This window comes from Dickeya sp. ws52 (assembly GCF_007210685.1).
GTDB lineage: Bacteria > Pseudomonadota > Gammaproteobacteria > Enterobacterales > Enterobacteriaceae > Dickeya > Dickeya chrysanthemi.
In genome coordinates this window covers 204,244-224,689 of the sequence record NZ_SZVX01000002.1, presented here as the reverse complement: position 1 = coordinate 224,689, position 20,446 = coordinate 204,244, and the positions used below count along the sequence as shown (strand labels likewise).

Below are 20,446 nucleotides of genomic sequence, written 5' to 3'. Positions count from 1 at the left end.
CGACACCACGACGTTAATTATCGGGCCTCCCCCTCATTGAGCGGCGGGGTCAGCACACGGGAGATTTCCTGCACTTCTTTGCCCTGCGTGTTATGCAGGTAAACTTCCAACTGATTGAAAGCAATATTGATATTATTTTCGCGACACAGCCTGTCGATAGTCCGGTTCAATTCATCCACGGTATAACTACGGTCACGCAGTTCGCGCACATACAAACGCAGCTCATGTTCCAGCGCACTCGCACCAAACGACAGGAAAAAGACCTGCGGTTCCGGATCCGTCATCACTCGCGGGTTGTCACGCGCCGCCTGCAGCAAAATCTCTTTCACTTTATCCAGATCGGAACCGTAAGCGACACCGATACGGATCAGCACGCGCGTGATGGTATCCGACAACGACCAGTTGATCAGTCGTTCAGTCACAAACGCCTTGTTGGGAATGATCACTTCCTTGCGGTCAAAATCGGTAATCGTGGTGGCGCGAATACGGATCTTGCTGACTGAACCAGAAAACGTACCGATGGTAATGGTATCGCCGATGCGCACCGGTCGTTCGAACAGGATAATCAGGCCCGACACAAAGTTGGCGAAAATCTCCTGTAAACCAAACCCCAGACCTACGGATAGCGCCGCCACCAGCCATTGCAGCTTGTCCCAGGATACCCCCAGCGAACCGAGTGACGTCACCGCACCGACGGCGGTAATCAAATAGGTCAGCACCGTTGTGATGGCATAAGACGTTCCCTGCCGCAGTTGCAAACGCGAGAGCACCAGCACTTCCAGCAAGCCCGGCAGGTTACGGGTCATCACATACGCCACGCCGCCAATCACCAGCGCGACCAGCAAGTTACCGAGCGTGACCGGTTGCAATACCGTGCCGCCGGCATTCGCCGTGCTGTAATGCCATAGGGTTATACTGTCCAGATAAGAGAAGACGGTCACCAGATCGGCCCAAATCCAGTAAAACGCACCGGAAAATGCCAGAAACAACACCATCGTGGTCAGGCGTAGAGATTGCTGGCTGATCTGCTCCAATGCCAGCGGCGCTTCCGGAACGGGTTCGCTCCCTTCAGCGCCTTCCTTGACCAGATTCTGACGGCGCGCCACCGCGCGACGATATGCCAGGCGACGAGCGGCAACGCTTAACCCACGAATCGTGGCGAAATAAACGATATTCCAGACGATCAACAGGTAAAGACTGTCAATCCAACGACTGGCCAGCCTAAGCGTGGTATAGAAAAAACCGTTCAGCATCAGTCCGATGAGAAACAGCGGCATGGCCGCCATCATCGTCACCACAATCAGTTGCACGGTATGGCGCTCTTTTTCCCGCCAGCAATCACGGCATACCGGAAAGACCAAAATGGTCAGCAGCAGCAGGTTACAGACGACGATCATCTGCCCAATGACGTCATCCACCAGGTATAGCGGCGCTTTCTCTCCTACCACCGACCAGAACATCAACGGCAGCAACGCGCCGCCGAGTCGCACCGTCTGACGCCGGTAATGCGCACAACGGGAAGCCGGAATATTGAAGTGGCGCTCGCTCAAGCTACCCGGCTTAAGGCTGAACCAGGCTGTGGCGAAGACCATCCAGAACAGTGCCAGATGCTCGCTCAGCAGCCAGGCGAAGCCACTCATCTGGCTATCGGTTCGTTTCAGCCATACCCCCAGCGAGAGGATGACCAGCACCCCCGGCAAGGTGCGCAGAATCAACAACAAAATGGCTTTTGGCGTATGTAACTGGCTGTCGCGTTTCAGTTGCCCCACATCACCCGCCAGTTTCCCCATATAGGCATCAATACTTTTGCGTCGCCACCAAAGCAGACCGACCAACACCAATGCCGGGATAACCAACAGCAGTGAATCCATCAACCCCTGACGTAACTGTACCCCTTTAAGATTGAAACGCAGGTTTTTTACCTGCTGTTTCAGCGCCGACGGCAGATCTTTAATCCAGCTCCAATCCATGGGTTTATTACTGCTGACCCAGAAAATTTGCTGAGTCAGGGTACGTTGCAGCGAATTATTAACGCTCACCAACTGCTGGCGGCTGATTTGCAGATTAATCGCCAGCATCAGTTGATTGCCGAGTTGCTTATTGAGCTGATCGAGCAATTCGCGGCGCATGTCCAGAATCTGTCCCAACGCATCCGTCACCTCGGCATCGACGGTGGCGTTGCTATGCTGAACCAATTGCTGGATATATTCATCGCCACGGAACAGCACATCGCGTTGCTGGTTTATATCAAACTGCTCCAGACGCAGATCGGCTATCTGGGTACTGATATCGCTCATCGCATCGGCTGACGGCAGATTTTGCTGTTGCTGATACAGAATGCGCGACAATAACAAACTGCCTTTTAGTACCGTAACCTGTTCTTTCAGGTTACGTTCCGACTGTGTGGCCCGATCCAACCAGTTTTTAACCTGAATGCTCTCCTGAACCAGCGTATTGCCCGCTTCGGTCGCTTTGATCAACCGCTGGCTGAGTTGACGATTCGTCTCCATTTCCGCCTTCACCAGCGGGTTTTCCTGAATACGTTGTAACTCATCCGAATTCTGCGCTTCCTTGGCGGTTTTTTCCGACAAATTAAGGCGTTTATTGTTAATAACCCCTTGCAGCGTCTGCACCATATGTTCCAGTTGACCGATCTGCGCGGCGGTGTAATCCCGCTGTTTTTGCAGCAAATCCTGCATGGTGGTATTCACTTCCAAACTTTTACGCTGCTGCTCCATCTGCAAACCGACCAGCGCCTGCTCCGCCTGCAGCAAAACCTGCTGGCTCGGCCGCAGCGGCTCCTGTGACGGGTCAAGCCCACTGAGCTGAGTACGTAACTGCTGGCTGCGCTGCGACGCTGCGTATAATGCGCTCTGCACCCGCTCCGGCTGGGTTTGCAGCGAGATCAACTGGCTATTGTAGGTGGATAAATTTTCCTGTGCAGACTGCAAGTCATCCAGTGTTTGATTCAGGCGCGCTTCCAACTGCTTGAGCGACAACGATTCCAGCGATTGCTGAGATACCGGCACCGCGCCGCCCAGCGATATCAGGTCTTCATTTACCTGTTTGAGTTTGGCGGGGGCTTGTGCCGCCTGCTGCTTCAATTGACTGGTTTCCTGCCGTACGCGATCAACGGAATCCAGAACATCCAGCGTCTGGGTTAAGTCCTGCTGGGTGAGTTTATCCACCGAGGTCAGGCTCTTTTGCTTATTGAGCGTATCAAGGCGATTCTGGATCTCAGTACGGGTCGGCGCATCATTGCCCGCGGCAAATGCGGGCCACAACGGCGTCATGACGAGCGCCACTATCCAGACACACGGCAAGCTGCGGCGAATGCCGTGTTCCATCAAGAAACGGGTATAAAGAAATAAACGGAAAAGAACGGCAAATAAATCAGAAAGGGCAAAACGGCGGTTCATGATGCATCATCGGTTTTATAGAGATGGCGCAGTCTACCACGTCTACCGGGATGCAAGGTATGTCAGGCTGGATTTCTGGTCGTCATTTCCGTCGCGCGGATAAGCCTGCCGGCATCGGTATAGCCATGACAACGCGGATAGCGGTGGCAAGCGCTCAGGCCGCTGAATTCCCCGTCAGGCGTAAAGCCGGGCTGGTGCGCAACATATCGATCAGCCCGTCGATCAGATACGGCGCTTCACTTTTCAGATCAAAGCTTTCCGGCAAAAACAGCCAGTTTTCCATAATACCCGAAAGGTAAGCGCGCATTGCCACCGCAGCACGTCGGGGATTAATGTTTGACGGCAGCATCCCCTGCCGGATGCAGTTCATCAAAGAGATCTCTATTTTAACGTAGCAGTCGAAATACAGGTCTTTGCGGGCATTGAATGTCGGCAGCAACTCGCCGACAAACTCACATTTATGGAAGATTATCTCCATCATTGAGCGCCACTCGGCATCGGACTCGGTCAATCTCAGCATATAAATCAGCAACTCTCTGAGCACATGCAGTGGATCATCAGGAAATTTTGCCTGATACTCAGTTTCGAAATCAGAAATCTTAGCTTCTGATCGCGCCCATATCTCATCAAACAGTTCAGCTTTGTTTTTAAAGTGCCAGTAAATAGCACCACGAGTCACGCCAGCGGCAGTCGCAATATCGGACAATGAAGTCGAAGAAACGCCATGTTCAGAAAACAAACGCATCGCTGCGTCCATAATCTGAAGTTTGGTCTCATGTGCCTGTTGTTTGGTTTTTCGTGCCATAGCGCTGACTTTCAGGAGAAGCGAGATTTACATACATTCACGTATGTATGTAACATAGCACGAACCTAAATTTATCGCAGCAATGGGTTTAAAAGCTTGTGATCCATTGGTCAATTAAAAATCGGATACTTGGGGTTTATCTATGAATAAAAACAGAAGGCTTACGCCTCTGGCGACAATGCTGATGCTTTCTGGCGGCCTCGTACTCGCGGGATGTGACAACCAGTCATCTCAGGGTGCAGCCCATCAGGGAGGCGCACCCGAAGTCGGCATCGTTACCATAAAATCACAAACTCTGAATATCATCACTGAACTACCGGGACGCACAAGCGCCTATCGCATCGCCGAAGTTCGCCCTCAGGTGAATGGTATTATTCTCAAACGTAACTTTGTAGAAGGCAGCGACGTTAAAGTCGGCACCTCGTTGTACCAGATAGACCCGGCCACTTACCAGGCTCAGTACAACAATGCCAAGGCTGCGCTGGCGCAGGCTCAGGCCAATGCTGAAATCGCACAACTGACCGTGAACCGCTATAAGCCACTGTTAGGCACTAACTATGTCAGCAAGCAGGACTACGATCAGGCCGTAGCCACGGCGCGCCAGACTGAAGCAGCGGTTGCCGCCGCCAAAGCCAGTCTGGACAGCGCCCAAATCAACCTGAATTACACTCGCGTCACGGCTCCGATTACCGGTCGGGTAGGAAAATCGACCGTAACGGAAGGCGCTCTGGTATCGAATGCGCAGGCGACGGCGCTGACGACAATCCAGCAGTTAGACCCAATCTATGTCGATGTCACGCAGTCCACCAACGATTTCCTGCGTCTGAAAAAGGAACTGGAAAGCGGCACCCTGCAACAGACCAACGGCAAAGCCAATGTTCAGTTAACGTTGGACAACGGCACGCGCTACAACCAAACCGGCTCGTTGGAATTCTCTGACGTTACGGTTGACGAGACCACCGGGTCCATTACGTTGCGCGCCATATTCCCCAATCCGGATCACAACCTGTTGCCGGGGATGTTCGTTCGCGCGCAAATGGATTCCGGCGTAAATCCGAATGCGATCCTGGTACCTCAACAGGGCGTAATTCGCACACCGCGTGGCGATGCCACCGTCATGGTGGTTGGCGAGGGTGACAAAGTGGAAGTCCATCCGGTGACCACCAGCCAGGCACTCGGCGACAAATGGCTGGTAACCTCAGGCGTCAAGCCTGGTGATCGCATCATCGTGACAGGCCTGCAGAAAATCAGACCGGGTATGCAGGTAAAAGCGCAGGAAGTGACCGCAGGTAATGCGCAGCAGCAACCGCAGTCTCAACCCGCTAAGTCTTAACAGGAGCCGGTAATCCATGGCCAAGTTTTTCATAGATCGCCCGATTTTTGCCTGGGTCATCGCCATTATGGTGATGCTCACCGGGACACTGGCAATCCTGAAGTTGCCTATTGCACAGTACCCGACAATTGCTCCGCCGGCGGTGCAGATCACTGCAAACTACCCGGGTGCGGATGCGAAAACCCTGCAAGATACCGTCACGCAGGTGATTGAGCAGAACATGAACGGGATCGACAAATTACTGTATATGTCTTCTAACAGTGACTCGTCCGGTACCGTTCAGATCACGCTGACATTTGATGCCGACGCCAACCCGGACATCGCTCAGGTACAGGTGCAGAACAAACTGCAACTGGCGATGCCGTTACTGCCGCAAGAAGTGCAGCAGCAAGGCGTTAGCGTGCAAAAATCCAGCAGTAGCTTCCTGATGGTGTTAGGTTTTGTCAGTGATGACGACAACATGACCCAGCAGGATATCTCCGATTTTGTCGGCGCCAGCATCAAAGACCCAATCAGCCGTGTACGCGGTGTGGGCGACACCCAGTTGTTTGGTGCCCAGTACGCCATGCGTATCTGGTTGGATCCGGACAAACTGAACAATTACCAACTTACGACCAGCGATGTAGTTTCCGCGATTCAGGTGCAGAATAACCAGATCGCCGCCGGCCAGTTAGGCGGTACGCCGCCGGTTCCAGGCCAGAAACTGAATGCATCGATTATCGCGCAAACCCGACTGAATTCACCGGAGCAGTTCGGCAAAATTCTGCTGAAAGTCAATCAGGATGGTTCGCAGGTCCGCCTGAATAACGTTGCCCGCATTGAGCTTGGCGGCGAAAGCTACAGCGTTGTGGCTCGTTTTAATGGCCGTCCTGCCGCGGGGCTGGGGATTAAGCTTGCCACTGGCGCCAACGCGCTGGATACCGCGTCGGCGGTAAAAGCGGAAATCGTTAAGTTGCAGTCGACTTTCCCTGCTGGTCTGAAAGTGGTTTATCCGTATGACACCACACCGTTCGTAAAAATCTCTATTTACGAAGTGGTGAAAACCCTGCTTGAAGCCATCGTGCTGGTGTTCGTGGTGATGTATCTGTTCTTGCAGAACTTCCGCGCGACACTGATTCCCACCATCGCCGTACCGGTAGTGTTATTGGGAACATTCGCGATTCTCTCCGCCTTCGGCTATTCGATTAACACCTTGACGATGTTCGCCATGGTGCTCGCGATCGGCCTATTGGTGGATGACGCCATCGTCGTCGTGGAAAACGTAGAACGTGTCATGGCGGAAGAGGGGCTCTCGCCCAAAGAAGCCACGCGCAAATCGATGGGGCAAATTCAGGGTGCGCTGGTTGGTATTGCACTGGTGTTGTCTGCCGTATTCATACCTATGGCGTTTTCAGGGGGCTCAACCGGGGCTATCTATCGCCAGTTCTCGATTACCATCGTTTCCGCCATGGTGTTGTCGGTACTGGTTGCAATGATCCTGACACCAGCACTGTGTGCAACCATCCTGAAACCCCTCGCCAACCACGGCGAGAAAAAAGGCTTCTTCGGTTGGTTCAACCGCCTTTTTGACAAGAGTACCCATCACTACACCAACAGTGTCGCCAATATCCTGCGTAGCACTGGCCGCTATGTCTTTTTGTACCTGGTTATTGTGGCTGGTTTAGGTCTGCTGTTTACCCGCATCCCCAGTTCTTTCCTGCCGCAGGAAGATCAGGGCGTATTACTGACGATGGTACAGTTGCCGGTAGGCGCCACTCAGGAAAGTACGCAGAAAGTGCTGGATCAGGTGAATGACTACTATCTGAACAGCGAAAAAGACAACGTAAAATCCGTCTTTACCGTTAACGGCTTCGGTTTTGCCGGCCGCGGTCAGAACATGGGTATCGCTTTCGCCAGTCTGAAAGATTGGGATGAACGTTCCGGAGCAGCCAACAAAGTTGATGCAATCATCGGTCGTGCTTTTGGCGCCTTCTCACAAATCAAAGAAGCGATGGTTATCCCGTTTAACCTACCGGCTATCATTGAACTGGGCACCGCCAGCGGTTTTGACTTTGAACTGATCGATCAGAACAACCTCGGCCACGATAAACTGATCGCTGCCCGTAACCAATTGCTGGGCATGATCGCTCAACATCCAGATACGCTGGTGCGTGTTCGTCCCAACGGGATGGAAGATATGCCGCAATACCGGCTGGAGATCGATCATGAAAAAGCCGAATCGCTTGGTGTATCCATTGCCACCATCAACTCTACCTTGTCCACCGCTCTCGGGGGCACCTACGTTAATGACTTTATTGACCGCGGTAGGGTGAAAAAGGTGTACGTTCAGGCAGAAGCCAAATTCCGCATGTTGCCTAACGACATCCAAAAGTGGTATGTCCGCGGCACTTCCGGTCAAATGGTTCCTTTCTCCGCCTTTGCCTCCGCGCACTGGGAGTACGGCTCGCCACGTCTGGAACGTTACAACGGCCTGCCGGCAGTTGAGTTGGTGGGTGAAGCGGCCCCTGGTAAGAGTACCGGGGAAGCGATGGCACTGATGGAAGAACTGGCGGCGCAATTACCTCCGGGGATCGGATTCGACTGGACCGGCATGTCCTATCAGGAACGACTGGCAGGTAACCAGGCGCCGGCGCTGATCATCATCTCCGCTGTCGTCGTGTTCTTATGTCTGGCTGCACTGTATGAAAGCTGGTCAATTCCCTTCTCCGTAATGCTGGTTGTACCGCTCGGTGTGTTTGGTGCGGTGGTAGCGGCAGGCTTACGTGGGCTGGAAAATGATGTCTACTTTAAGGTCGGCCTGCTGACAACCATTGGCTTGTCCGCCAAGAACGCCATTCTGATCGTCGAGTTCGCCAAGGATCTTATGGAGAAAGAAGGAAAAGGCCTGATAGAAGCGACGCTGGATGCTGTACGTATGCGTCTGCGCCCCATTCTGATGACATCACTGGCGTTCATTCTGGGCGTGGTTCCGCTGGTGTTCAGCACCGGCGCAGGCTCAGGCGCACAGAACGCAGTGGGTACCGGCGTAATGGGAGGGATGATCACCGCAACAGTATTGGCCATCTATTTCGTACCGGTATTCTTTGTGGTGGTACGCCGTCGCTTCGGTAAGAAAAAAGAAGCGAACGAGCCCCACGAGCACACCCAGACCAGTCACTAACGTGTGATATCCCTTATCAAAAGGCCGCTTTGCGGCCTTTTGTTTTTTCGAGCGACAAACCCGATACGATTTCCGCTTCTCAATCTCCCTGCAGACCATGGCGTTGATCATCACGCTAAAAAAGTGCAGAATATGGTTATGTTATAACATAACAAATGGAGTTATCATGAAAGCAGGAATCCATCCTCATTACCGCACGGTGCTGTTCCACGATACCAGTGAGGATGTGTTTTATAAAATCGGCTCTACCATCAAAACCGATCGTACTTATGAATATGAAGGCGAAGTTTACCCTTACGTCACTATCGACGTTTCTTCCGCCTCACACCCTTATTACACCGGCAAACAAAAAGAATACGCCAAAGAGGGTAGCGCAGCACGCTTCCAGCAGCGTTTCGGCCGTTTTCTGAAATCATAATGTGGGAAATCATCCATGCAGGTATTAAGTTCTCTTCGCAGCGCTAAAACGCGTCACAAAGACTGCATCGTCGTAAAACGACGCGGGCGCGTCTATGTGATCTGTAAAACCAACCCACGTTTCAACGCGGTACAGGGCAGGAAAAAGAAAAAACGCTAATTATTATTAGCTCAAAATTGATCGGAAGGTGCGATTGTTGTGCCTTCCATCACATCAGACCACTTATCCATTTTCTTTTAAAAACAAAAAGATAAAATAAATTTTTTTTCACGCCGTCAAAATCTTTACAAATAAAGACAAGCCAGAAAAATTAATTAACACAGTGATTCTTGCTAACGTCGAAAAAAATTAAATATACTCATACACGTGGCCGATAAATATATCAGAGCTCACCGGAAGAAGTTCATACCGATGACAGCCATAGCCATAAAAATGGTTCGACCACACCGTAAACGTTAGCTTTTTTGCTATAATGAATTCAGAATGATTGTTGACAGTGACGTTGCATCATTCTTTGGCATTCACCGTGTTACCCCTGTTCGTCTTAAGATTAAGGGACATTGAGGCATACTGAGGGGCATTCTATCTTCTGCACTTCATCACACCACCTGTCTGGCAACGTGGTGGCCCTAAGTGACACTGAATCGTAGCTTACGGAGGGATAGAAATGGATGAGTACACACCCCAACATTATGATATTGCCCAACTCAGATTCTTGTGTGAAAATCTGCACGACGAAAGTATCGCGACATTAGGTGACAGTAGTCATGGTTGGGTGAATGATCCGACCTCTGCGGTCAATCTTCAACTAAACGAACTTATCGAACACATTGCGGCATTTGTTGTTACCTACAAAATAAAATACCCGCATGAAGCGGCGCTATGTGAACGGGTTGAAAAATATCTGGACGATACTTATATTCTTTTCAGCAACTACGGTATAAACGATGCTGAGTTGCAGAAATGGAAAAAATCCAAATCACAATTATTCAGAATGTTCTCAGAAAAGAGCATCTGTACGGTAGTTAAAACTTAAGCAATAATTTGTCTAAAACTTAATTTAAATCCAGGAAAATTAACAAGGTCACTATGAAAAAAATCGACTATTTAATGCGTTTGCGTAAATGTACGACCATCGATACGCTTGAGCGTGTTATAGAAAAAAACAAGTACGAGCTTTCTAACGACGAACTTGAAATGTTCTATTCAGCGGCAGACCATCGTCTGGCTGAATTGACAATGAATAAGCTCTACGACAAAGTGCCGACTGCTGTGTGGAAATACGTTCGGTAACCCGCTGAAACTGCAAGTTCGTACGTACCTAAATACACTGTGCCGATATGTTTGTCGGCCTTTGTTTTTTAGCTAAATGAAAGCCTCACCACTTTGTAACAAAAGATGTACGTCATGATTTAATGTTCTTTTTATTCAGACCAACCCTCCCGTTTCAATTAAATTTAACCGCCTTATTATAAATTTTTCGTTAGTTTCACTGTGAAGATGAGCCGTTCTATTTTTTATTAATCAATGTTCGGGGTGAAATATTGAAAAGGGATTATAGCAGATCGAGAGGGACAAAATGGTGGAGGCCCCGCCAGCTACATCCCGGCACACACGTCGCCTGCTGCGGCTGCTTCCTTCCGGACCTGACCGGGTCCACAGGTTAGTGTTGCGGGAGAACCAACGGGGCCTCCATTGACAGCCCCACTATTGTAGGGCGGTGGGCATTATCGGCGATGGACTAAACAATTGCAAGTTAACACCGCCTGACCGCTGTTTTCTTACCCAGCATCCGCTTTTATACTAAATACTGCATTTATACGTCTGCCGGTTAGCCCCCATTAAAACTCCATGCATAGCCATTGAACCCTATGAATACTGAAACCGATAATTTTCGCCAACGCGTTATCCATGTGATCGCCGCCATTCCTTACGGCTGTGTCGTTACCTATGGTGATGTCGCCTACCTTGCCGGCTCCACGCGTGCGGCACGACAGGTAGGCGGTATATTACGAAGATTACCTACCGGCAGCCAGTTGCCCTGGCATCGGGTCATCAATCGTAAAGGCGAGATTTCATTGACTGGCCCAGATTTTCAGCGGCAAAAAGCAGCCCTTCAATCCGAAGGCGTCATCCTGAATTCAGAGGGTAAGATCAATCTGGAGAAATTCCGCTGGCGATACATGCAAGGTGTTTAGCAAGGCATATACCGCCAGCAAGAATGGCGTTAATACAATTGCACCGACGAACCTGAAGCCTCATCAGATGCAGCAGATGCGCCCGGTGTCAAAAAACCGGCAGGTTTTGTGGGCACCGGGACGGCGGGAACCGGTACCAGAGTCAGGTCGGCGCTATTGACCCCATTGCTGACGACCGGCATCACACGTTCAGTGATCAATGTCACACGGTTATTAATGGCGATGGCGGCACTGAGCAGAATGCGCGCATCAGGCCGAATATCCGCTGGATTGTAAGGCAGTAAAAACTGAAATGGCGCCTGTTGGCCTTCGGTACGGATAACTCGCTGTGAAATCACTTTTGATGGCGCATCCGGGATAGACGCATCAGACACTGTCACCGTCAGTACAGAATCTGGTGGTAGTGCGATTTTTTGGCGAATATTGACTGTGCCAGTCACGGCAGGCATTCCGCTAACGGGTTGAGAAAGAGCCTGAGCCTGCCCCATTGCCGGCGCAGTTAACTCAGAAGAAACACTATGGCTATTCACGCAACCAGAGAGCGCGATCGATACCGTAATACCGCTAAAGATATGCCATAATCTCATAGGCTAAGCCTCCTTAATTATTCTATTCAGGATGCGATCAGTTAAACCGCATCTGTTAAGAAGTATGAACCAACCGGCATCATAATTATGGTGGAAAATTCTGATAGTTATAGTATCCCCAGTCATACCCAGGATCCGCCAGGACGATTTAAGGAAAACCGGTTCCTTTATACGATGAATTTATTTGCGTAATCACATTACTCTCCCAAGGCAGAACTATGAGTCAGGCATTACAACATCTTCTCGACCTACTACATCTGGAAAAACTGGAGGAGGGTCTGTTTCGCGGCCAAAGTCAGGATCTGGGGTTACGTCAGGTATTTGGTGGACAGGTGGTGGGTCAGGCCTTATCTGCCGCCAAGCAGACCGTACCGCCGGAACGCGCTATCCACTCGTTTCACAGCTATTTCTTACTTCCTGGCGATAGCCAGAAACCGATTATTTACGATGTTGAAACGCTACGAGACGGTAACAGTTTTAGTGCCAGACGCGTCAGCGCTATTCAAAATGGCCGTTCGATTTTTTACATGACCGCCTCATTTCAGACTCGGGAAAGCGGCTTCGAACACCAAAATGAGATGCCTTCAGTCACGCCGCCTGACGATTTACTGTCGGAACAGGAAATTGCCCGTAGCATGGAACATCTGATTCCACCCGCCATGCGACAAGTTTTTACTAACGATCGGCCAATTGAGATTCGGCCGGTAAAATTTCACAATCCATTGAAAGGTGAAACATCGCCTCCCGTCAGGCAAGTATGGTGCCGTGCCAACGGCACTATGCCGGATGATGAGCGTACTCACCAATATCTTCTCGGTTATACCTCCGATTGTCACTTCCTGCTCACGGCTCTGCAACCTCATGGCGTAGGGTTTCTTGAACGCGGTATGCAGGTTGCAACCATTGATCACTCCATGTGGTTCCACCGGCCGTTCCGGCTGGATGACTGGTTGCTTTACTCCGTCGAAAGCCCCTCAGCTTCCGGTGCCCGCGGATTTGTTCGCGGTCAGTTTTACACCCGAGAAGGTGTACTGGTCGCTTCCAGTGTGCAGGAAGGTGTAATCCGGCGTCACGGCCAATAGCCTCTCCCTTACACATAAAAAATGCCAGTCAGTGGCTTAACTGACTGGCATTACCTTTCTCAAGATGGTGTTTACTTATTACAGTGACGAAATTGCCGGTCACCAAGAAACGATTACTGGTTGTATGCGTTCTCGCCGTGGCTGTTGACGTCCAAACCTTCGCGTTCCTGCTCTTCCGGTACACGCAGGCCGACAGCGATATCCGCAACTTTAAAGGAGATGAATGCAGCGACACCGGACCAAATGATAGCGACGATCACGCTAAACAACTGCACCCATACCTGATGAGCCATCGTCACACCTTGCGCATAACCAGTACCACCCAGTGATGAAGCGGTAAACACGCCTGTCAGCAGGCAGCCTACGATACCGCAAACACCGTGTACGCCAAACACATCGCAGGGATCGTCGACACGCAGCCATTTTTTCAGGACGGTCACGCCCCACAAACCGGCGAACCCACCAGCGAAACCGATGACCATTGCACCACCGACACCCACGGTACCGGCAGCCGGCGTAATAGCAACCAGACCTGCGATACAACCAGAACAAGCACCCAACAGTGATGGCTTACCACGAGTAATCCACTCACCCACGACCCACGCCAGAATCGCAGCGGCGGTAGCCACTACCGTAGTCAGGAATGCCAGACCGGCGATATTGTTGGCGGCAGCGGCAGAACCGGCGTTAAAACCGAACCAACCGATATACAGAATAGCGGTACCGATGAACACCATCGGCAGGCTGTGCGGCTTGAAAGCCTCCTTACCAAAACCAACGCGTTTGCCCAGCAACAGCGCTCCCACCAAACCGGCTACCGCTGCGTTAATATGCACCACAGTACCGCCGGCGAAGTCCAACGCACCATCGGCTGCCAGATAACCGCCGCCCCATACCATGTGGGTCATCGGCAGATAAGATAAGGTGAACCACAGTGCAGAGAAAATCAGCACAGCGGAAAAACGGATACGTTCACCCAATGCACCCAGTACCAAGCCTACGGTAATACAGGCAAAAGATGCCTGATAAGCAACATGAATAAACTGGTAGAACGTGCCGCTGACCGAGTTGATATCAATGCCATTCAACATGAAGTTGGTCAGGCCGCCGAAAAATGGGCTACCGGCGCTAAACGCCACGCTGTAGCCATAAATAACCCACAGAATACAAACCAGCGCAAACGCCACCGTTATCTGCGTCAACATAGACAGCACGTTTTTGCTGCGAATCAGACCACCGTAAAACAATGCCAAGCCGGGAATGGTCATGAACAGCACCAGAGCGGTACAAATCATCATGAACGCATTATCCGCTTTATCCACTGCAGGTGCCGGCGTATCCGCCATAACCCATGCCGGAAGCATGGTTGCCGCCCCTAAACCTAACGACAAGGAAAATTTCTTCATTTTTTCATTCATCCCTATTTAATAAGGCTAAATCAGGTAGTTGTTATAGTGCGGCTTCGTCAGTTTCGCCGGTGCGAATACGGATGACACGTTGCAGCTCCGCGACAAAAATTTTGCCGTCGCCAATCTTACCGGTGTAAGCAGCTTTGCTGATGACGTCGATCACCTCATCCAATTGGTCATCCGCGATCGCGATATCAATCTTCACCTTCGGTAAAAAGTTAACGCTGTATTCTGCACCGCGATACAGTTCTGCATGTCCTTTCTGACGCCCAAACCCTTTCACCTCAGTGACGGTGAGCCCCTGGATGCCCACAGAAGACAGTGCTTCACGTACGTCTTCCAGCTTGAACGGTTTAATTACCACAGTAACCAGTTTCATCATCATCCCCCTAACCATGTAAGTTCAGGCCTGTGCCCGTCACTCTCAATATGTCCACGCATCACTTAAAGCAAATCATGTGCCACAAATCACATACCGATATAAAAGTGATGAAACGTGACGCTTTAACGACGGAAAGGAAGATGACTGAATGAAGTATGGTCAATGAATGGGAAAAACAGGAGCACGTGACGCACAAAAATGGTGCGCCACGCCTAATTTCAGTGCATGGCACTGCACGCTGAGGAATACTCTGCCAAATTATGGTGCGAAACGCTGCACCGTGCTAACCATCATGGTGTCTGAGAGATCAATTCACCGGAATCATGCGACGATGAAAAGGTCAATTCGCTGCTCGCCTGCTGCAATTGATACATTTGGTAGTATCGCCCTTCCTTCGCCAGCAACTGTTCATGCGTTCCCTGCTCTACTGTTCTGCCATGATGCAGCACCAAAATGTGGTCAGCCTCAACAATGGTGGACAATCGATGGGCAATCACGACCAGAGTGGTATGAGCGCGTACCAACCGCAACGCACGCTGAATGGCCTGTTCGGTGCCGGAATCGATATTGGCGGTTGCCTCATCAAGAATCAGAATTCTGGGCGTCGCCACCAGTACCCTGGCCAACGCCAGCAATTGCTTTTGCCCGACAGACAGGTTATTACCCTGTTCGCCAATACGGCTATGAATCCCGTCGGGCATTTCTCGCACCAGCGGCGCCAGTTGTACAGCCTCCAACGCCTGCCAGACCTTTTCCTCACTGATGTCGCGCCCCAAGGCGACATTCGCAAACATAGAATCAGCCAGAACGACCGGATCCTGCTGTACCATCGCCACATGCTGGCGCAACACCTGATGCGACAGGGTTTGCAAGGGTCGGCCATCCAGGCGGATCTCCCCGCTGTCCGGTACGTAATACCCCATCAGCAGGTTTGCCAGCGTACTTTTACCGCTCCCGGTGTGCCCAACCAGCGCGACGAATCCCCGGTCCGGTACATTCAACTCAATATGATGCAATACCGGCTTGTCTTTACGGTAAGAAAACGTCACCTGCCTGATATCGATACGACCGCTTTCCAACGCACGAACATCGTCGCCGTAACGCTGACGAGTACCATCCATCAGTTCAAAAATACGCTCCCCGGCAACAACCGCTTGCTGCAGCATCGATTGCTGGGTAGTGAGTTCGATCAGCGGTTCGTTCAAACGCCCCAAATAGTTGATAAAGGCATACAACACACCAACCCCAACCGAGCCGACAGAACTGAATCCAAATTGCAGCAACAAGCCGCACATCACCAATGCCGAAAACAGGCTCAGTAACGGACGCAACAAAAACCCATCCAACCTCAGCGTCTGCATCCTTGTCTCATAGTGCGACCAACTGGCATCACTCAGCTTCTTACCAAACCTCATCTGCTGGCGAAACTGCTGGATGACGCTCATGCCGCTAATCGACTCGTTGAAGCCGTCATTGATATCCGCGAGGTAGCTACGCATCCGGCGAACAATCGGCGTGCTGTAACGTTGATAAATCACCATAACCATCGCCACAGCCGGGAAAATCGCCGTAGCCACCAGCGCCATACGCCAGTCCAGGCTAAACATGGCTATCAGCATCGCGCCAATCAGCGCGGCGCTACGTAACACACTCCCTACCACCATCACGTACAGATCCCGCACGACCTCCGTATCATTGGTTACGCGGGAAATTAATTGCCCGACGGGTTGCGTGTCGAACACTGCCAACGGTTGACGCAAAGCCGCATCCATCACATCCGTGCGTAACTGCTGCACGACGCCCACGGCAACGCGATTGAACATCAGCGCCTGAATATAATGTAATAGCGCCGCCATCCCCTGCAGCAGTATATATCCCACCGCCAGCACGGTTGCCATCATGAGCGGAAACTCACCTTTACTGACCAGGTGGTCGATGAAATAGCTCACCAGTACCGGCCCTGCGACTTCCGCGCCAGCCGCTATCCATAACAGCAACACACCGGTTCCCACCGTTTTTTTCCACGGCAATCCGTAAGCCAACAGCCGCTTCAGCGTCGGCCATAACGCCTGGGAATTATTCATTCGGTTGTTCCTCTCGGGGGGAATCATCCAGAGCGGCTTCCAGTTGTTGATAGCGATACATATCGCGATACCATCCAGGCTGCTGCGATAATTGCTCATGACAGCCACGTTGCGCCACATGACCTTGCTGCAGTACCAGAGTTTCATCGGCATCCACCAGCGCAGACAGACGATGCGCGCTGATAATCAGAGTCCGTTGCCGTCCCCACTGCCGCAGGTTGCTCAAAATCTGGTGTTCCGTGCGTCCATCAACCGCGGACAGCGCATCATCCAGCACCAGTATCTCGGCCTCCAGCAGCAAGGCACGGGCAATAGCGATGCGCTGTTTTTGCCCTCCAGACAGCATCACCCCCCGCTCCCCCACCTCAGTTTGGTATCCCTGAGGCAGACGCAAAATATCATCATGGACATTTGCCAATCGAGCCGCTTCTTCGATCTGTTGCCGGGAAGCATCAGGCCGACCTAATGCAATATTATTGGCGACGGAGTCCGAAAACAGGAATGGCGTCTGACCAACCACGGCAAACCGCCCACGCAGCGCATCCAACTGGATGTCATGCAACGGTTGCCCATGATAGGCAATTTGCCCCTGCTCAACGTCAAAATAGCGCAACAACAATGCCAGCAACGTGCTCTTACCCGAACCGGTTGGGCCGCACAGTCCTAACGTTTTACCCGGGAGCAGCGTAAAACGGACATCATTAATGACTGATGTCGAGTGCCCAGGGTAATGGAAAGCGGCGATCTGAACCGCCAGCGTTCCGGGGTCTGCAGGTAATGGCAGAGAACCATCCACAACCACCGGCGCTTCAGACAATAATTGGCGGATACGCGCATAAGCCGCGCTACCCCGCTCAACAATATTAAACATCCAGGCCAGCGCCAGCATCGGCCAAATCATCAACCCGAGATACATCACAAAACTGGTCAACGACCCCAACGTCAGCGACCCATTAATAACCATCCAACTCCCGCCGCCAACCGCCAGCAGGTTGGCAAAAGCGACAGCGATATAAATAGTCGGATCAAAACGCGCGTCTACCCGCGCGACTCGCATATTTTTCCGACCGGCATCGGCCGCAACCTGCGCAAAACTGCCGGACTGATGATCCTCCAGGCCGAATGCTTTAATCATACGAATACTGGTAAGACTCTCCTGCGCATGATCATTGAGCGAGGAAAACGCGGCCTGAGCGTCTTTAAAACGCTGATGCAACTGCGTACCATAGCGCTTGATGACTATTGCCATCACGGGCATCGGCGCCAGCGCCATCAGCGTCAGTTGCCAACTGAGTTGAGTGCTCATGACTATCAGCACCGCGCACCCCATCACCAATGAATCCACCAGCGTCAGCACGCCTTCACCGGCCGCGAACACCACGCGATCCACGTCATTGGTCGCACGGGCAATCAGGTCTCCGGTACGGTGGCGGAGATAAAAAGCGGGATGTTGTCGACTGAGTTGACGATAGAAGTCTTCACGTAATTCGACGGCCAACTGGTAAGCTGCGCCGAATAACCAGATTCGCCAGAAATAACGCAACAGATAAGTTAATAAAGCGATCAGCAGAATTCCGCTAATCCACCACAGTACAGACGCGGTGGTCATACGATGCTGTGTGACGCCATCCACGATAACGCCAACCATTCTGGGCGGCAGCAATTGCAGGATAGCTATCACAATCAACAGGATGACAGCACCCAGATAGCGCTTCCATTCACGGCGGAAATACCATCCCAGTTGAACAAAAAGTCTCACGCGATTTCAATCCATTAGCGACATAGCAAATTAGAACGCAGTAAACGAATCATTATACATAAAGTGCATAGCGAATAAATTTTATACCTGCAGCGGCAAGGCGGTTGTCTGTTTCATGCACTCCATGGCGAAACTGGAAGTTACATCCACCAGCCCCGGAATACCATTGACCAGACGCTTGTAAAAAGCATCGTAGCTTTTCATATCCGCAACCTGAACCTGCATCAAATAGTCGTACTCCCCTGCCATACGATAAAATGCCAATACCTCCGGCATCTCGGAGACAAAACGGGAAAACTCAAGATACCAGGCGCTGTTATGCTGCTGAGTTTTCAGCAGTACAAATGCAGTCAACCCTAACCCTAATTTTTCATTATCCAGTAATGCCACGCGGGACTTGATATATCCCTCATCCTCCAGTCGCTTTAGCCGTTTCCAGCACGGGGTCGACGTGAGATTCACCGCTTCAGCCAACGCCTGCAATGAGAGCGTGCAATCCTGTTGCAATAAGGCCAGCAGCATACGGTCAGTTTTATCCAGCATAAGGGTATAAAAGAGAAAAATTTTCTCTCATTAGTCCTTTTTACAGACAAAAAGGCAATCTTTTTTTCTGCGAAAATCGATACGCTAGTCATATCCCGCCAATGGCGCTCACGCCTTGCGCCAACAGGCAGGCCATACCTTAAAAAAAACATAACGCTTATTAGCAGGACAACATCACATGACCAGCACCTGGGTACGCGACGCCGTCAGCGCGATTGAGGCAGACTTTCAACGCTCAGCGGACACTCATCTGATTCGCCTGACACTGCCGGACTATCCCGGTATTTACTTTTACCTTAAAGACGAAAGCACACACCCGAGCGGTAGCCTCAAACATCGCCTTGCTCGTTCGCTGTTTCTGTACGGCCTGTGCAATGGCTGGATTAACGAAGGTACGCCGATTATTGAAGCCTCATCAGGCAGCACCGCGGTGTCGGAAGCCTATTTCGCTCGCCTGCTGGGACTGCCGTTTATTGCCGTGATGCCTTCCTGCACCGCCAAACGAAAAATCGAACAAATCACCTTCTACGGCGGCACGTGCCATTTTGTCGAACAATCCGGCCAGATTTACGCCGCCTCCGAAGAATTGGCCAGAGAGTTGCACGGCCACTACATGGATCAGTTCACTTATGCCGAACGCGCCACCGACTGGCGTGGAAATAACAACATCGCCGACAGCATCTATCGGCAAATGGTAAGAGAGCCATTCCCTATACCGGATTATCTGGTAATGAGTGCCGGCACAGGCGGTACCTCTGCTACGTTGGGCCGCCACATCCGCTACAAAGGTCTGGATACACAGTTGATCGTTGTAGATCCGGAGAATTCGGTGTTTTACGACTGCTATCGCCGGCAAGAGAGTACCATCACCGGAAAATGCAGCAGCCGGATAGAGGGTATTGGTCGTCCGCGAGCCGAACCCTCGTTTATTCCGGGCGTAATAGACGACATGATAAAAGTCCCCGATGCCGCCAGCATTGCGACATTGTACTGGCTGGAGAAAATTCTGGGGCGCAAGGTCGGCCCGTCTACCGGAACCAATGTCTGGGGTATGCTGCAACTGGCCGGAAAAATGGTGACGGAAGGGCGCAGCGGCGCGATCGTTACTTTGCTGTGCGACAGCGGCGAGCGTTATCTCGACACCTATTACAATCAGGAGTGGGTCAAAAACCACATCGGCGATATCACGCCTTACCTCCAGCAATTGCAAGGGCATCGACATTCCTGAAAGCCTTCTACGCCTTGCACTGAACTGCATTGAGATTTC

General features: G+C 51.5%; 17 protein-coding genes and 1 other RNA gene. 9 read left to right on the top strand and 9 right to left on the bottom strand.

Annotated features, from left to right (window positions below; all coding sequences use genetic code 11):
- Nucleotides 1-17: 17 nt before the first annotated feature.
- On the bottom strand, nt 18-3,419 hold the full coding sequence (gene mscK / locus FDP13_RS02870; protein WP_143838529.1) for a mechanosensitive channel MscK: 3,402 nt from the start codon (nt 3,417-3,419) through the stop codon (nt 18-20).
- 154 nt (nt 3,420-3,573) lie between these two features.
- The gene (gene acrR / locus FDP13_RS02865) at nt 3,574-4,224 is read right to left on the bottom strand and encodes a multidrug efflux transporter transcriptional repressor AcrR (RefSeq protein WP_033575986.1); all 651 of its coding nucleotides are present in this window, start codon (nt 4,222-4,224) and stop codon (nt 3,574-3,576) included.
- A 142-nt stretch (nt 4,225-4,366) separates the two neighbouring features.
- Between acrR and FDP13_RS02860 the strand changes: the two genes are divergently transcribed.
- The 6 genes from FDP13_RS02860 (at nt 4,367) to FDP13_RS02835 (ending at nt 10,428) form a co-directional block, all read left to right on the top strand.
- Entirely contained in the window at nt 4,367-5,557 is a 1,191-nt protein-coding gene (locus tag FDP13_RS02860; RefSeq protein WP_012770721.1) for an efflux RND transporter periplasmic adaptor subunit, read from the top strand.
- Nucleotides 5,558-5,573: 16 nt separating this feature from the next.
- Nucleotides 5,574-8,717 carry an efflux RND transporter permease subunit gene (locus tag FDP13_RS02855; protein ID WP_033575987.1) on the top strand — a complete coding sequence of 1,048 codons (3,144 nt, stop codon included), beginning with the start codon at nt 5,574-5,576 and terminating at the stop codon, nt 8,715-8,717.
- A gap of 166 nt (nt 8,718-8,883) precedes the next feature.
- Nucleotides 8,884-9,135, top strand: coding sequence for a type B 50S ribosomal protein L31 (locus tag FDP13_RS02850; protein WP_012770723.1), 252 nt, complete (start codon nt 8,884-8,886; stop codon nt 9,133-9,135).
- 15 nt (nt 9,136-9,150) lie between these two features.
- Nucleotides 9,151-9,294: a type B 50S ribosomal protein L36 gene (gene ykgO / locus FDP13_RS02845; RefSeq protein ID WP_012770724.1), complete on the top strand. Its 144-nt coding sequence runs from the start codon at nt 9,151-9,153 to the stop codon at nt 9,292-9,294.
- Nucleotides 9,295-9,802: 508 nt separating this feature from the next.
- Nucleotides 9,803-10,171, top strand: coding sequence for an Hha toxicity modulator TomB (tomB, locus tag FDP13_RS02840; RefSeq protein WP_012770725.1), 369 nt, complete (start codon nt 9,803-9,805; stop codon nt 10,169-10,171).
- Nucleotides 10,172-10,224: 53 nt separating this feature from the next.
- Nucleotides 10,225-10,428: an HHA domain-containing protein gene (locus FDP13_RS02835; RefSeq protein WP_009114000.1), complete on the top strand. Its 204-nt coding sequence runs from the start codon at nt 10,225-10,227 to the stop codon at nt 10,426-10,428.
- 296 nt (nt 10,429-10,724) lie between these two features.
- Here FDP13_RS02835 and ffs read toward each other — a convergent pair.
- Nucleotides 10,725-10,821: signal recognition particle sRNA small type (gene ffs, locus FDP13_RS02830), an RNA gene on the bottom strand.
- Nucleotides 10,822-11,006: 185 nt separating this feature from the next.
- Here ffs and FDP13_RS02825 point away from each other — a divergent pair.
- Nucleotides 11,007-11,333 carry an MGMT family protein gene (locus tag FDP13_RS02825; protein ID WP_012770726.1) on the top strand — a complete coding sequence of 109 codons (327 nt, stop codon included), beginning with the start codon at nt 11,007-11,009 and terminating at the stop codon, nt 11,331-11,333.
- Nucleotides 11,334-11,362: 29 nt separating this feature from the next.
- Here FDP13_RS02825 and FDP13_RS02820 read toward each other — a convergent pair whose 3' ends face one another.
- Nucleotides 11,363-11,920 (bottom strand): YbaY family lipoprotein, encoded by a 558-nt coding sequence (locus FDP13_RS02820; RefSeq protein WP_012770727.1) that lies wholly within the window; start codon nt 11,918-11,920, stop codon nt 11,363-11,365.
- A gap of 218 nt (nt 11,921-12,138) precedes the next feature.
- On the opposite strand from FDP13_RS02820, the gene tesB reads away from it, so the two are divergent.
- Entirely contained in the window at nt 12,139-13,002 is an 864-nt protein-coding gene (gene tesB, locus FDP13_RS02815; RefSeq protein WP_143838527.1) for an acyl-CoA thioesterase II, read from the top strand.
- A gap of 113 nt (nt 13,003-13,115) precedes the next feature.
- On the opposite strand, the gene amtB is transcribed toward tesB, so the two are convergent.
- The 5 genes from amtB to FDP13_RS02790 all read right to left on the bottom strand — a co-directional run bounded on the left by amtB (nt 13,116) and on the right by FDP13_RS02790 (nt 19,179).
- Nucleotides 13,116-14,408 (bottom strand): ammonium transporter AmtB, encoded by a 1,293-nt coding sequence (gene amtB / locus FDP13_RS02810; RefSeq protein ID WP_012770729.1) that lies wholly within the window; start codon nt 14,406-14,408, stop codon nt 13,116-13,118.
- Between the two features lie 43 nt (nt 14,409-14,451).
- Nucleotides 14,452-14,790 carry a P-II family nitrogen regulator gene (gene glnK, locus FDP13_RS02805; protein ID WP_002208627.1) on the bottom strand — a complete coding sequence of 113 codons (339 nt, stop codon included), beginning with the start codon at nt 14,788-14,790 and terminating at the stop codon, nt 14,452-14,454.
- A gap of 293 nt (nt 14,791-15,083) precedes the next feature.
- Nucleotides 15,084-16,877 (bottom strand): SmdB family multidrug efflux ABC transporter permease/ATP-binding protein, encoded by a 1,794-nt coding sequence (locus tag FDP13_RS02800; protein WP_143838525.1) that lies wholly within the window; start codon nt 16,875-16,877, stop codon nt 15,084-15,086.
- On the bottom strand, nt 16,870-18,636 hold the full coding sequence (locus FDP13_RS02795; RefSeq protein WP_143838523.1) for a SmdA family multidrug ABC transporter permease/ATP-binding protein: 1,767 nt from the start codon (nt 18,634-18,636) through the stop codon (nt 16,870-16,872). The genes FDP13_RS02800 and FDP13_RS02795 overlap by 8 nt, the downstream gene beginning before the upstream one ends.
- 81 nt (nt 18,637-18,717) lie before the next feature.
- Nucleotides 18,718-19,179 (bottom strand): Lrp/AsnC family transcriptional regulator, encoded by a 462-nt coding sequence (locus FDP13_RS02790; protein ID WP_012770732.1) that lies wholly within the window; start codon nt 19,177-19,179, stop codon nt 18,718-18,720.
- Between the two features lie 178 nt (nt 19,180-19,357).
- Between FDP13_RS02790 and FDP13_RS02785 the strand changes: the two genes are divergently transcribed.
- Nucleotides 19,358-20,407: a PLP-dependent cysteine synthase family protein gene (locus FDP13_RS02785; protein WP_143838521.1), complete on the top strand. Its 1,050-nt coding sequence runs from the start codon at nt 19,358-19,360 to the stop codon at nt 20,405-20,407.
- The last annotated feature ends 39 nt before the right edge of the window (nt 20,408-20,446 follow it).

Excerpts from the sequence above, each read along its gene's own strand:
- mscK (WP_143838529.1), bottom strand. The coding sequence starts at position 3,419 with ATGAACCGCCGTTTTGCCCTTTCTGATTTATTTGCCGTTCTTTTCCGT.
- acrR (WP_033575986.1), bottom strand. The coding sequence starts at position 4,224 with ATGGCACGAAAAACCAAACAACAGGCACATGAGACCAAACTTCAGATT.
- FDP13_RS02860 (WP_012770721.1), top strand. The coding sequence starts at position 4,367 with ATGAATAAAAACAGAAGGCTTACGCCTCTGGCGACAATGCTGATGCTT.
- FDP13_RS02855 (WP_033575987.1), top strand. The coding sequence starts at position 5,574 with ATGGCCAAGTTTTTCATAGATCGCCCGATTTTTGCCTGGGTCATCGCC.
- FDP13_RS02850 (WP_012770723.1), top strand. The coding sequence starts at position 8,884 with ATGAAAGCAGGAATCCATCCTCATTACCGCACGGTGCTGTTCCACGAT.
- ykgO (WP_012770724.1), top strand. The coding sequence starts at position 9,151 with ATGCAGGTATTAAGTTCTCTTCGCAGCGCTAAAACGCGTCACAAAGAC.
- tomB (WP_012770725.1), top strand. The coding sequence starts at position 9,803 with ATGGATGAGTACACACCCCAACATTATGATATTGCCCAACTCAGATTC.
- FDP13_RS02835 (WP_009114000.1), top strand. The coding sequence starts at position 10,225 with ATGAAAAAAATCGACTATTTAATGCGTTTGCGTAAATGTACGACCATC.
- FDP13_RS02825 (WP_012770726.1), top strand. The coding sequence starts at position 11,007 with ATGAATACTGAAACCGATAATTTTCGCCAACGCGTTATCCATGTGATC.
- FDP13_RS02820 (WP_012770727.1), bottom strand. The coding sequence starts at position 11,920 with ATGAGATTATGGCATATCTTTAGCGGTATTACGGTATCGATCGCGCTC.
- tesB (WP_143838527.1), top strand. The coding sequence starts at position 12,139 with ATGAGTCAGGCATTACAACATCTTCTCGACCTACTACATCTGGAAAAA.
- amtB (WP_012770729.1), bottom strand. The coding sequence starts at position 14,408 with ATGAAGAAATTTTCCTTGTCGTTAGGTTTAGGGGCGGCAACCATGCTT.
- glnK (WP_002208627.1), bottom strand. The coding sequence starts at position 14,790 with ATGAAACTGGTTACTGTGGTAATTAAACCGTTCAAGCTGGAAGACGTA.
- FDP13_RS02800 (WP_143838525.1), bottom strand. The coding sequence starts at position 16,877 with ATGAATAATTCCCAGGCGTTATGGCCGACGCTGAAGCGGCTGTTGGCT.
- FDP13_RS02790 (WP_012770732.1), bottom strand. The coding sequence starts at position 19,179 with ATGCTGGATAAAACTGACCGTATGCTGCTGGCCTTATTGCAACAGGAT.
- FDP13_RS02785 (WP_143838521.1), top strand. The coding sequence starts at position 19,358 with ATGACCAGCACCTGGGTACGCGACGCCGTCAGCGCGATTGAGGCAGAC.